Genomic DNA, 12,738 nt, shown 5'->3' with positions numbered 1-12,738 from the left:
ATTCGCGTTTTTGATTTAATATTTGATTTTATTTCTTTAAAGCAATCAGCTAGAAGCTAAAAGCTATTTTCCGTTGAGCCTGTTCCAAAGGGTTACAAGCTTCTTTTTTAAGATGATTAATTCTGTTAAAAAATTTTGGTAATCATTTTCGTTAATGTAATCCAAATCTTTAGCAAGAATTAATTGGTTTTCGGCTTCATTTGACGAACCTAATGCAATATTGATAAAATTAGCAAATTCTTTATCTGAATTTCTTCCACTTCCTTCCGAAATATTATATCCAATTGAAGCGAATGATCTTCTGATTTGAGAGGTTAATCCAAAAAATTCTTCCTTAGGAAAGTTCTTGGTTGAAGTGTAGATTTTTAAAGTCAATTGATGACTTAGTTGCCAAACTTCAAATTTTTTAAAATCTCTCATACTAATTTAATCTGCCGTCACGCCATGAGCCAAAAGCCAATAGCAAGAAGCATCGGTTTATCCGATGATACCTAGTAAATCAGCTTCTTTTACGATTAAGAAATCTTTACCGTCTAGTTTTAATTCAGAACCTGAATATTTTCCGTAAAGAACTTTGTCACCTACCTGTACTGTTGTTGGCTCGTCTTTTTTACCAGGACCTACTGCTACAACTGTACCTTCTTGTGGTTTTTCTTTTGCCGTGTCTGGAATAATAATTCCTGAAGCTGTTTTCGTTTCTGCAGCAATCGGCTCAATCAAAACTCTATCTGCTAATGGTTTAAAGTTTACTGACATAATATGTTTTATTTTTTAATTATTTCTGTGTTGGAAGTCTCTAATTGTATGCCAAGAAGGGGTTTTTAAAATTTTGGCAGACTTTTGAAATGGGAATGTGAAATTTTGGCAGAAAAAAAGTTCACTGTTAGAAGTGAACTTTTTTGATTAAATTTTAGTTTTTCTTTCCCGCTGCCTGCATTGGGTTTACTTTTCCATTGGCGCCTCCTCTCACGGCGCCGTTTTGTTTTTCTTTGAAGACCTGGAATTTTGAAACTTCAGAAGTGCTTCCGTCATTGCTCCAGAAATTATTTGAAGTGTCAATGTCTGCCGTTTCTCTCATCGGATCTAGCTGAATTGATTTTAGTTTTTTATCGAAATAGAAAGTTTTTGAAATTTTCTTTTCATTATGTCTCCAGATTTGTGCTGATGATTTATCTCTTAATTTTGAGCCGTCTTCGAAAGTGAATTCAAGGATTACCGGCATTACCAAACCTCCTTTATTTACAAAGTCGATTTGATAAGCATTGATGTTTTTAAGCTTTTCCTGTTCTTTTTTGTCTAAAGCTACATTTCCTTCTGTTTTTAAAGTGTATTCTTTATTGGTATCTACTTTTTCCTGACCACGGTCATAGCGGTAATAAAAATCTTGTAAATCTTTATCTTTCTCTACTTCAAAAGCAATCGTTTTATCTTCTTTGTTTCTAATTTTTGAAATATCCTCAAAATCGCTCTGTAAAGGTTTTTCAACTTTATACTTTCCGTCTGCAGATTCAGAAATGATATTGAAATCCGGACTTGCGATGGTTACTTTATCAATCGCAATATCTACAGGATCTGTTCCGTAAAACCAACCTCTCCAAAACCAATCTAAATCTTCGCCGCTTGCATCTTCCATCGTTCTGAAAAAATCTGCAGGCTCAGGATGTTTGAAAGCCCATCTTTTAGAATACGTTTTAAAAGCTTTATCGAAAAGCTCTCTTCCCATAATCGTTTCACGAAGCATATTCAATCCTGTTGCAGGTTTTGAATAGGCATTCGGACCAAACTGGATAATGTTTTCAGAATTACTCATAATCGGCTCCAACTGATCTTTCGGAAGCTTCATATAATCAACAATCGTCCACGCCGGACCACGTTTTGAAGGGAATTTATTGTCCCATTTTTCTTCGGTTAAATATTCTGTGAATGTATTTAAACCTTCATCCATCCAGCTCCATTGTCTTTCGTCTGAATTGATGATCATCGGGAAAAAGTTATGGCCTACTTCATGGATGATTACACCAATCATTCCGTTTTTGGTACCTTCAGAATAGGTTCCGTCTTTTTCGGTTCTTCCGAAATTGAAACAAATCATCGGGTATTCCATTCCGTTGGCTGCCTCTACAGACTGTGCTACAGGATAAGGATATGGAATCGTGAATTCTGAATACGTTTTTATGGTATGAGCAACCGCCTTTGTTGAATATTTTCTGTACAGACCATAAGCTTCTTTTGGATAGAAACTCATCGCCATTACTTTATTGTTATTTTCAGGAATGGTAACCCCCATGGCGTCCCAAACAAATTTTCTTGAAGAGGTCCATGCAAAATCTCTTACATCTTTGGCTTCAAAAACCCAAGTTTTTCTTTGTTTAGAATGATTTTTTTCTGCTTTTTTAGCTTCATCTAATGTTACGATTTCTACCGGCTCATTTGAAGTCTGAGACTTTTTATATCTTAATAATTGTTCTGATGATAAAACCTGATCGTAGTTTTTACATTCTCCGGTTCCTCCAATAATGTGATCAGCCGGAGCATTTATCGAAACTTTATAATTTCCGAAAACTAAAGCAAATTCGCCTCTTCCTGTAAACTGATGATTCTGCCATCCGTGAAAGTCGCTGTACACGCACATTCTTGGAAACCATTGCGTGATGGTGTACAAGTCATTTCCGTCTTCTGCGAAATTTTCGTAACCGCCACGACCGCCCATTTTTATTCGATTCGGGATATTATAATTCCAATCGATTTTAAAAACTAATTTTTCGCCTTTTTTTAAAACTTTAGGCAAATCAATACGCATCATCGTTTTGTTGATGGTATATTTCAAAGGATTTCCTGAAGCATCGGTTACTTTTTCCAGATTAACACCAAGACCGTTATCTTTTGCGGGAAGATCTGTGGTCTTTAATTGCTGGTCATTTAAAGATTTAGGTAGAGTAGATGAGAACTGATAGTCGGCTTTTTTTACTGTTGACTGCTGGTTTTCGTCCAGCTGAAGCCAAATATAATCTAAATCATCGGGTGAATTATTGTGATACGTAATCGTTTCCGAACCTTTCAGATTTCTTTTGTCTTCATCAAGATATGCGGTGATGTCGTAATCTGCCCTGTTTTGCCAATATGCCTGGCCTGGAGCTCCCGAAGCTGTTCTGTAAACATTGGGAGTAGGAAGAATCGTACCCAACTGTTCAAATCTGTTTCCGTGGTTACTCCCCGGATTGTTTTGAATGTTTTGTGCAGAAACACCTACATATAGAAAGACCGAAAGTGCCGTTACTTTTAGTTTCATCGCTAATATTTTTAATTGTTTTCAGGAAAAGCTAACCACCAGTCTTCCATTGATTTTATAATAGGCAAAAAGGCAATCCCTTTTTCTGTTAATTTGTATTCTACTCTCGGAGGAATTTCAGCGTAAGCAACTCTTAAAATAAGACCGTCATTTTCTAATTCTTTTAAAATTGTGCTCAATGTTCCCTGTGCTAAATTATCCAATTCTCGCTTCAGAACCCCAAATCTTTTTGGGCATTCATTAGCGATAATTTTTATCAGGGAAATCTTCCATTTTCCATTAATTATCTTTAAAGCGTGTTCTGCGTAGCAATTATTTGCCAAAAAAATAAAATTTTCTGTGCAGTTAACGACTTCATTATCAGAATTAGTATTAAAATTCATACTGAGTATGTTTTTCTTACCTACTTGACAGCAGGGCTTGATGTTGTTACTTTTGATGCTGTAAAGTTAAAATATTATCAATAAAAATGAGAAGTTTTCAAGAGTTTAACAAATGGCTGAGTTTGATTGTCATTTCAATGTCAATTTTTTTATGTGTTTTAGATCTTTTTATTGTCAATATTGCAATACCATCTATTAAAAATTCTATAGATGCAAGTACCGCCGAAACCCAGTTTATTATTGTCTTTTATATTATCGGCTACGGTGCTTTTCTGATTACAGGAAGTAAAATAGGGAGTAAATATGGACATAAGAAAATCTTTATCATTTCAATGTTCAGTTTTATGGTGTTTTCATTTTTTTGCGGAATTTCTACATCTGGGACAATGCTTAATATAAGCCGTCTTTTTCAGGGGATTTCGGCAGCTTTTATGGTTCCGCAAGGCGTTGCATTAATATCTAATGTTTTTACAATTGAAGAAGAAAGGGTGAAAGCTTTGGGTATTTATGGTGCTATTGCAGGTATCGCTTCGGTTATAGGTCAGGTTTTAGGAGGTTTAATTCCAGATCTCCATTTTAGTTTTGATGCTTGGCGACTTGTTTTCTTTATCAATATTCCGATTGCGCTTTTGGTTATTATTTTGGCGAATAAATATTTGAAAGAAGTCGAAATTAATGAAAAAGAATCAGTGCAGATTCTGCCACAAATGATATTGATTATTCTCTTGGTTATTTTGATGTATGAAATTGTAATTGGAGGCGAAGAAGGCTGGAATGCAAAAAATATCTTGTTATTAGTTTTTTCTTTTTTAGGCTTAGTTCTTTTTATTTTAAGTCAAAAAAATAAATTTGAAAAAGGAAAAGAAGTTTTAATTAATATGAGGCCTTTTTTATATCCAAGTTTTAGAATTGCCCTTTTAGCTGCAATTACTTATTATTTGGTTCAGGATTCTTATTTTTTCATCAATGCCAATTTTTTTGAAGAACACCATCATTTAAGCTCTACAAAAACAGGAATGTTGTTTGCGTGTCAGGGAATTGGTTATGTTTTGGCATCTCTGCTATCGGTGAGGTTTTTAAATAAATATCAAGAAAGATTTATAATTTTTGGTTTAGGAATAATGATTTTAGGGCTTGTAGCGCATATTTACGCCATCAATACCTCAATCATTAATTTACCCATTATCTCTATTGTGTTATTTTTCTACGGAATCGGATGTGGCATCGTTTTGCCGTCTATGTTTACCAATGCAATGAGGAAGCTACCAGTTTCAATTACCTCGCTTGCGACCGGAGTTTATTTGACGATACAGCAAATTTCTATAGGATTCGGAGTTAGTTTTGTAGGACAGATTTATTTTAATCTTGATAATGGATATTTATTGGCAACCTGTGTCATGATTGCTTTATTATTGATTACGATAAGTATATTTTTAATTTCAGATGTTAGATTAAAAGGGAAGTCTCTCTAAAGTCATTTTTAAAGCTAAAGCGAAAACTCCTGATGATACAAACAAAATCCAGTCTTTTTTGTTGATTTTGAATATATTTAAAAGAATAAAAAGCAATATTAAAATCGCAAAAACAATCACGATTTGCCCAGCTTCCAAACCAATATTAAAACCTAAAAGGGGAGCGGCAATGCTCTGACTTTTGGCAATCATCACTCGTGCAGTATTGGCGAATCCTAGCCCATGAATTAATCCGAAAAAGAGGGCTAAATAATAATTGGTTGTATTTTGAGATTGTTTTTTATTTTTCATTGCAATATTTCCGGCAGCCGTCAAAACAATGGTCAGCGGAATCAAAAATTCAACCCAATCTGAAGGAAGTCTTACCACATCAAGAATGCTTAAAGCCAACGTGATAGAATGCCCAATCGTAAATGCAGTGACCAAAATCAGAATTTTTTTCCAGTCTTTGAAGCTGTAAACAGCAATTAGAGCCAAAACAAAAAGTTGGTGATCAAGAGCGTCTAATGAAATGATGTGTTCCCAACCGAGTTTTAAATAGAATAAAAAGTCCTGCATTTTCCGATATTTTTTTTGAAATGCGATGATACAAAATTTATTTTAACTTTGTATAAAATTCGAGATCATGATTGTGAATATAGAATTAGAAAATGCCGAAGATTTTGTTTTTATCAAGCAACTTTTAGAGAAAATAAAAGGGGTGAAGTCGGTGTCTTTAAGGGAAGATGAGGAGTTTTATGAAGATGGAACGCCCAAATGGTTTATAGATAAACTGGCGGATTATGCAGATCGTCTTGAAGACAAAGATCTGATTTCTGAAGAAGAGTTTTTTAAATATGTGGATGAAGAAAAATGCAGATTGAATTCTCAATAATAGCGAAACAAACATTAAAGGAACAAATAGCTTTCCTTGAAATGAAATGGACTAATCGAGAAGTGGTGATTTTTCTTGAAGAAATAAGAAAGGTTTCTGGTAATCTAAAGAATGGTAAATTCAAACTTTATCAAAAATATTCAAAAGACATACGTTCTGCATTAATCGGAAAAAAACATGTAAGAATGTATTTCCGAAAAGAAAGTGAAACCCAAATAAGAGTTCTTCTTTTCTTCGATATGCGACAAAATCCACAAAAAATTCTTGATTTATTAAAATGAAAAAAGCACTTTTATTTTTCTCAATTCTGTTTATTCTTTTTTCTTTTACAGAGAAAAAGCATCCTTATCATGTGGGGTCGGTAGAAATCAATTACAATTCAAAATCAAAAACTTTTGAGATTACCGGAAGGTTTTTCTTAGACGATTTGGAAAATGGCTTGAGCAAGAAATATGGCAAACCTTTTCATTTTAATGATGTGAAATATAAAACTCAGATTAATGAAGCTTTGAAAAATTACAGTGCCGAATATTTTAAACTGAAAACAGATAATCAGTTTTTAAAAATAAATTACGTTGGTTATGAGGAAGATAGCGAATCGGTGAATGTGTATCTGGAATCTGAAAAGGTAGAAAATCCAAAAAAAGTAGAAGCGGCGGTGAGTTTTCTGTATAATTTATTTGATGACCAAATCAATTTGGTTCATGTTATTGTTAATGGAAATCGTAAAAGCGAGAAACTGACATATCCGAATCGATATTTATTTCAACAGTTTTAAATTCTATTTTTGAAGTTGTAGCCGTGCATTTTCTGCTTTTACATGGGCTAAAAGATCCGGAAAAAAATCATCATAGCATTTCTGTAAAACTTCTTTATTGTCTAAAAAAGCCTGAAAAACAGGAATGTCTTTATCTAAATACTTCGCTTTATTCAAAACATTCTGAATGCTGAATTTAATGCCCCAATCTTCCCGGTAATTGAATAACCAATCGTCGTGTTCCATTTTTGCAAGCATTTTTTTGAAATTTTCAGAAAGAAATCTTTCATGTTCATTCAAAACTCTATAAACTTTCAGAGAATGCTCTTTCCAGCCTTTCAAAGAATTTAAGCTAAAATCGTTTGCGAGAAAATAATCCATCGAAACATCTACAAAAGCTCCTGCATAAAGCCTCACAAGTGGACTGAAAACTTTTTTTGCCTCATGAATAGCGGGATGAGAATCGGTAAACGTATCAATCGAACGATGCAAAGTAATTCCATCCTGAATGTCTTTCGGAAATGAGTAACGGTCTTTGTTTCGGATAAAATCTTCGAGAAACTGCCCGACAATTTGTCCGTCATTGAAAGTGAGAAAAGAGTGGGCGAGAAAGTTCATAAACGAATATAGAAATTTTTAAATAAAGTTTCGTCATTATGTAAGGTTTCTACCCAAACATCTTTTTTAATCTTGTGATATTTAAAACTTTCAGAAGGAGGTTGACCTATTCTTTGTGAGATTTAATTACTTCAGATCATCCTAAGCAATGATGAAATTATTTGTTTAGGAACTATTTACTGAGTAATCGTTTTTTCGGCAAGTATTTCCAACAGAACCATCCCAATGGTATAATTTGTAATAGAGATTCTATAAGAATTTAATGTACTTGTAATCTTTATTGTTTCAAAATCTACACTGTAATCTCCATTTGAATAAGTAATGTATTTTTTGTCATCTGATTTTTTATATTTTTTATCTATCAGAAAAGTTTCAAACTGTTTAAAATCCTCCAAACTTGTTGTGGTATATTGAAGTTGATAATTATAAAAAGTATCTCGTTTACTAGGTTTATAAGTGTTAAAAAATAATAGACTACTCGGTGCACCATTTAACCTATTTGTAAGTCTAAATGTATAATAAATTCCATCTCCGTTCGATGAAACTTTTTTTCTGAAAAGCTCGTAGCCTTTAGTTTTTAAATTAACGACCAGTTCATCATAAGATAATTCAAAAGTGTTTGTTAAATCTTCAAAGGATAGTTTTTGTGCAAGAATGAGCTGTGAATTAACAAATAACAAAACGATTAGAATGTATTTTTTCATAGTTATTTTATAATAAATTTTTTACTTCCCATCAAAGAATTTTTTTCAGTATAAACGCTCAGGAAATATTCTCCGGAAGGTAAATCTCTCAGATTAATGCTTTTAATCTGACCTAAAACATTGATGACTTTAAAAATATAAATTTCATCGTTTTTAATCTAGATATTGATTTTGTAGAAATATAAGTAGAAGCAATATTTTTACTTATTTTCTACTGATCGTTCAGGTTGTTTTCGCTGATTTGGTTTTGGGAAATTTTTGTTTGAGCAAATAAAATTGTAGCAAAACACAGCAATAAACATGTAGTTAAGATTTTCATATTTGGTTTTATTGTATAGCAAATATATATATAAACCAGTAGGATTTTAAGATTTATTTAACATTAAAACAAACGCTCATGAAAATCCTCAACCTTGCTCACTTCTTCAATCTTGATTCCAAATTTTTTCTTGGGAAGTTTGTTTAAATTAGAAATGAAAATCGTCTCATAACCTAGTTTTTCGGCCTCCGTAATTCTTTGTTCGGCCTGTGCAATAGGACGAATCTCACCACTCAAACCAATTTCTCCTGCAAAACAAAAGTGTTCAGAAATGGCAATGTCTTCATTTGATGAAAGAATCGAAGCAACAACAGCTAAATCTAAAGCCGGATCGTCGGTTTTTATTCCGCCAGTTATATTTAGGAAAACGTCTTTTGAACCCAACTGAAAACCCGCTCTTTTTTCTAAAACAGCCAACAACATATTGAGTCTTTTAGAATCAAAACCAGTACAGCTTCTTTGTGGTGTTCCGTAGACTGCAGTACTTACCAAAGCCTGGATTTCCAAAAGCATAGGTCGGTTTCCTTCTAAAGTTACCGCGACAGAATTTCCTGAAAGCTCTTCAAATTTTTTGGTAATTAAAATTTCGGAAGGATTTTTTATTTCTTTTAAACCTTGAGAAACCATTTCATAAATCCCAATTTCTGCGGTAGAACCGAAACGGTTTTTGTTGGCTCTCAATAATCTGAAAAGGTGATTTCTGTCGCCATCGAAATTCAAAACGACATCCACCATGTGTTCCAAGACTTTTGGTCCTGCAATTTGCCCATCTTTTGTGATGTGACCTACCAGAAATACGGGAACATTATTTTCTTTGGCATATTTAATAATCTCATTGGAGCATTCTCTGATTTGGGAAACGGTTCCGGGCGAACTTTCAATTAATTGCGACTGTAAAGTTTGAATAGAATCGATAATAATGAAATCGGGTTCTAGTTTTTTAGCCTCATGAAGAATTTTTTCTAAAGAAGTTTCGGTATACAGAAAACAATTAGGATTTTTGATATCTGCTAAACGGTCGGCTCTCATTTTAATTTGAGACGCACTTTCTTCCCCAGAAACATAGAAAATTTTCTTCTTCATTTTTAAGGCAAGCTGAAGAAGTAGAGTAGACTTCCCTATTCCTGGTTCGCCACCGATTAACGTAACAGATCCTAAAACAATTCCGCCTCCTAAAACACGATTCAGCTCATCGGAAGGTGTTTTTATTCTTGGCTCTTCAATGGCTTCAACTTCAATGATATTGATAACGCTTTGCTTTGATTTTGAAAAAGGTGGTGTTTTTGATGAGGTTTTTTCTACCACTTCTTCTACCAAAGTGTTCCATTCTAGACAATTTTTACATTGACCAGTCCATTGTGGGTATTGTGAACCACAGTTTTGACAGACGTATGCTGTTTTGAGTTTTGCCATACTGCGAAGTTGAAGATTTTTTTTGAAATTTTCTTTCCAATTTTACTTAATTTTCGGTTATGAAAAATATTTTTTTGAGTTTAGTGATTTTTGTTGTGATGTCGCTATTGCATGTTCAATTTACAGAATGGACTATAAAATATCTAAAATTGCCCGGTGGAGATTTTGGAATGTATTCAATAGCTCTTCTTATTTTTTGCTCAATTATTACTGCAATAGGTTTGGTAACAGTGATTATTTTTAGAAAAAACTATGATTCAATATTAAAAATCGCTGTTTTATTTGAAGCTATTTATTGGGTTTTCTTGATATTCTCAGGAAATAATCCGTTTTTATATTTATCAGATTCCAAAAATGAAAATCTTTTGATGGTAATGATGTACAGTAACTCAATAATCATATTTCTGCTGATGTTCCCAGTTCATTTGCTATATTCAAAAATAATTCTTTCAAAAAATAAGAAATTACCATAGGTCAATGATTTATATTGAAACTGTGGTTACCTTTGTTATTATAAATTTTAAAAAATGAAAAAAATACTATTAAGCTTTGCTTTTGCTTTGGTAAGCATGTTTACTTTTGCTCAAACTGCTTGGACGGTTGACCCAGCACATTCATCAATTAATTTTAATATTAAACACATGGGAATTAGTTTTGTGCAAGGGCGATTTGATAAATTTAATGGTGAGGTACATTCGTCTGGTGAAAATTTAGATAATGGCCACTTTAATTTTCAGGTAATGACAGAATCTATCAATACAGGAGTAGAGATGAGAGACAAGCATTTGAAAAGCGCAGATTTCTTCGACGCTGAAAAATTTCCAGATATGCGTTTTGAAAGTGGGTCTTTTACAAAAGAAAAAGGGAATAATTACATTTTAAAAGGTAAATTAACGATTAAAGGGGTAACGAAGGAAGTTAGTATCCCGGTAACTTTTGGTGGTATTGCAAAAAACCAACAAGGTAAAGAAGTTGCAGGTTTGCAAGCAAAGTTTACCATTAATCGTTTAGATTATAATATTAAATATGATCCAACAGGAGCAGGAGTTGCGAAAGATGTTGAAGTAAGTCTGTTTTTAGAATTAGTGAAATAATAATTTTTATATATAATTTGGTTTAAGTGAAAGGTTTCTCAAAATGATTTTTGAGAAACCTTTTTATTTTTAATAGAAACTTTAAGGCTAGTTTTTACCGCCTGGAATAGTGTTTTTGATGAAGGAAATCAATATTTTAAAATTTAAAAGGTAAACAAAATTGCTTTGCTTTTCTTTTTCCCCTAACTTTGCACAAACCTAATCTAATGAGTAAAAAGAATACAAAGTACATCTTTGTGACAGGAGGTGTAACTTCATCTTTGGGAAAGGGAATCGTTTCTGCTTCTCTGGGACTTCTACTAAAATCACGCGGCTTTAATGTAACCATTCAAAAACTGGATCCTTATATTAACATCGACCCAGGAACATTAAACCCTTATGAACACGGAGAATGCTATGTGACCGAAGATGGCGCAGAGACGGATTTGGATTTAGGGCACTATGAGCGTTATCTTGATGCTCCTACTTCTCAAAACAACAACGTTACCACTGGGAAAATCTACCAAACTGTAATTGATAAAGAAAGAAAAGGAGATTTCCTTGGAAAAACAGTGCAGGTAATCCCTCATATTACCAACGAAATTAAACGTAGAATTAAAATGCTATCTAAGCAGAACTACGATATCATCATTACTGAGATCGGTGGAACTGTAGGAGATATTGAGTCTTTACCATACATTGAAACTGTACGTCAGTTGAAATGGGAATTGGGAGAGAATAATTCTATGGTAATTCACCTTACTTTGTTGCCATATTTGGCTTCAAGTGGGGAATTGAAAACTAAACCTTCTCAACATTCTGTTCGTCAATTGATGGAAAGCGGAATTATGGCAGATGTTTTAGTATGTAGAACAGAGCACAATATTCCAAAAGATCAGAGAGCAAAATTAGCTCAATTCTGTAACGTTTCTTTGGATAATGTAATTGAATGTAAAGATTTGGAAACTATCTATGAAGTTCCGATGTACCTTCAAAAGCAGAATTTTGATGATGTAGTTCTAAAAGAATTAGATCTTAAAAATGACAAAGAAGCTGACCTTAAAGATTGGAAAACTTTCCTTAAAAAATTCAAAAATCCTAAAAGAACGGTAGAAATTGCATTAGTAGGAAAATATATTTCTCTACAAGATTCTTATATTTCTATTGCTGAAGCTTTCAAACATGCAGGGGCAAGTCTTGAGACTGAAGTGAAAGTAAGATGGGTATACAGTGGAGAGATTACTGCAGAAAATATTAAAGAAACTTTACAAGGTGTTGATGGGATTCTTGTTGCCCCAGGTTTTGGTGACAGAGGAATTGAAGGTAAAGTTCTTACGGCTCAATACGCAAGAGAAAATAAAGTTCCGATGTTAGGGATTTGTTTAGGAATGCAGATTATGACGATTGAATTTGCCAGAAATGTTCTTGGGCACTCAAAAGCAAACTCAATGGAATTTGATACGTCTACACCAGATCCTGTAATCTCTATCATGGAAGAGCAGAAAAATGTTGTAGATAAAGGAGGTACCATGCGTCTTGGTGCTTGGAAATGTTCATTGAAAAATGCTTCTAAGCTATATGAAATTTACGGAGCTAAAAATATTTCTGAAAGACACCGTCACCGTTATGAATTCAACAGTGATTATCTTCAAGAATTCGAAAAAAATGGTTTCTTAGCTACCGGGACAAACCCTGAAACAGGATTGGTGGAAGCCCTTGAAATGACAGATCATCCTTTCTACGTGGGAGTACAATATCACCCAGAATACAAGAGTACGGTGGCAACTCCGCATCCTTTATTCAAAGCTTTTATTAAGGCTTGTGAGAAAAATTAAT

At 33.4% G+C, this 12,738-nt stretch carries 15 protein-coding genes; 7 read left to right on the top strand and 8 right to left on the bottom strand.

Annotated elements, in window-relative coordinates:
* Positions 1 to 63 precede the first annotated feature (63 nt).
* The 4 genes from LO744_RS17260 to LO744_RS17245 form a co-directional block, all read right to left on the bottom strand.
* A complete protein-coding gene (locus LO744_RS17260) occupies positions 64 to 420 on the bottom strand; it encodes a four helix bundle protein (protein ID WP_230671579.1) in 357 nt (118 codons plus the stop codon).
* 57 nt (positions 421 to 477) lie between these two features.
* Positions 478 to 756 (bottom strand): co-chaperone GroES, encoded by a 279-nt coding sequence (locus LO744_RS17255; protein WP_066681821.1) that lies wholly within the window; start codon positions 754 to 756, stop codon positions 478 to 480.
* A 154-nt stretch (positions 757 to 910) separates the two neighbouring features.
* Positions 911 to 3,289, bottom strand: a complete 2,379-nt coding sequence (locus LO744_RS17250; protein ID WP_230671577.1) for a M1 family metallopeptidase — start codon at positions 3,287 to 3,289, stop codon at positions 911 to 913.
* 11 nt (positions 3,290 to 3,300) lie between these two features.
* Entirely contained in the window at positions 3,301 to 3,672 is a 372-nt protein-coding gene (locus LO744_RS17245; protein ID WP_230671575.1) for a winged helix-turn-helix transcriptional regulator, read from the bottom strand.
* A 137-nt stretch (positions 3,673 to 3,809) separates the two neighbouring features.
* Here LO744_RS17245 and LO744_RS17240 point away from each other — a divergent pair, with 137 nt between their 5' ends.
* Positions 3,810 to 5,144, top strand: a complete 1,335-nt coding sequence (locus LO744_RS17240; protein ID WP_230671573.1) for an MFS transporter — start codon at positions 3,810 to 3,812, stop codon at positions 5,142 to 5,144.
* Here the strand turns inward: LO744_RS17240 and LO744_RS17235 are convergent.
* The gene (locus tag LO744_RS17235) at positions 5,124 to 5,702 is read right to left on the bottom strand and encodes a HupE/UreJ family protein (protein ID WP_230671571.1); all 579 of its coding nucleotides are present in this window, start codon (positions 5,700 to 5,702) and stop codon (positions 5,124 to 5,126) included. The genes LO744_RS17240 and LO744_RS17235 overlap by 21 nt on opposite strands.
* A gap of 67 nt (positions 5,703 to 5,769) precedes the next feature.
* On the opposite strand from LO744_RS17235, the gene LO744_RS17230 reads away from it, so the two are divergent.
* The 3 genes from LO744_RS17230 to LO744_RS17220 are packed head-to-tail and all read left to right on the top strand — an operon-like array spanning position 5,770 to position 6,796.
* Complete coding sequence (locus LO744_RS17230; RefSeq protein ID WP_230671568.1) at positions 5,770 to 6,018, top strand: hypothetical protein; 249 nt, start codon at positions 5,770 to 5,772, stop codon at positions 6,016 to 6,018.
* Positions 6,019 to 6,059: 41 nt separating this feature from the next.
* Positions 6,060 to 6,299, top strand: coding sequence for a hypothetical protein (locus LO744_RS17225; RefSeq protein WP_230671566.1), 240 nt, complete (start codon positions 6,060 to 6,062; stop codon positions 6,297 to 6,299).
* Entirely contained in the window at positions 6,296 to 6,796 is a 501-nt protein-coding gene (locus LO744_RS17220) for a DUF6702 family protein (protein ID WP_230671563.1), read from the top strand. Before LO744_RS17225 ends, LO744_RS17220 begins: the two co-directional genes overlap by 4 nt.
* A 3-nt stretch (positions 6,797 to 6,799) precedes the next feature.
* Here LO744_RS17220 and LO744_RS17215 read toward each other — a convergent pair whose 3' ends face one another.
* From LO744_RS17215 to radA, 3 genes are all read right to left on the bottom strand, one after another.
* Positions 6,800 to 7,393, bottom strand: coding sequence for an acyl carrier protein phosphodiesterase (locus LO744_RS17215; protein WP_230671561.1), 594 nt, complete (start codon positions 7,391 to 7,393; stop codon positions 6,800 to 6,802).
* A gap of 176 nt (positions 7,394 to 7,569) precedes the next feature.
* Positions 7,570 to 8,097, bottom strand: a complete 528-nt coding sequence (locus LO744_RS17210) for a hypothetical protein (RefSeq protein WP_230671559.1) — start codon at positions 8,095 to 8,097, stop codon at positions 7,570 to 7,572.
* A 382-nt stretch (positions 8,098 to 8,479) separates the two neighbouring features.
* Complete coding sequence (radA, locus tag LO744_RS17205; protein ID WP_230671557.1) at positions 8,480 to 9,829, bottom strand: DNA repair protein RadA; 1,350 nt, start codon at positions 9,827 to 9,829, stop codon at positions 8,480 to 8,482.
* A gap of 59 nt (positions 9,830 to 9,888) precedes the next feature.
* On the opposite strand from radA, the gene LO744_RS17200 reads away from it, so the two are divergent.
* The 3 genes from LO744_RS17200 (at position 9,889) to LO744_RS17190 (ending at position 12,737) form a co-directional block, all read left to right on the top strand.
* Positions 9,889 to 10,302: a hypothetical protein gene (locus LO744_RS17200; protein WP_230671555.1), complete on the top strand. Its 414-nt coding sequence runs from the start codon at positions 9,889 to 9,891 to the stop codon at positions 10,300 to 10,302.
* Between the two features lie 54 nt (positions 10,303 to 10,356).
* Positions 10,357 to 10,923: a YceI family protein gene (locus LO744_RS17195; RefSeq protein ID WP_230671553.1), complete on the top strand. Its 567-nt coding sequence runs from the start codon at positions 10,357 to 10,359 to the stop codon at positions 10,921 to 10,923.
* A 206-nt stretch (positions 10,924 to 11,129) separates the two neighbouring features.
* Positions 11,130 to 12,737 (top strand): CTP synthase, encoded by a 1,608-nt coding sequence (locus LO744_RS17190; protein ID WP_230671551.1) that lies wholly within the window; start codon positions 11,130 to 11,132, stop codon positions 12,735 to 12,737.
* The last annotated feature ends 1 nt before the right edge of the window (position 12,738 follow it).

This window comes from Chryseobacterium turcicum (assembly GCF_021010565.1).
Taxonomy (GTDB): Bacteria; Bacteroidota; Bacteroidia; order Flavobacteriales; family Weeksellaceae; genus Chryseobacterium; species Chryseobacterium turcicum.
Note: the sequence above shows the minus strand (reverse complement) of the source record. Positions and strands in the feature narration are given on the sequence as shown.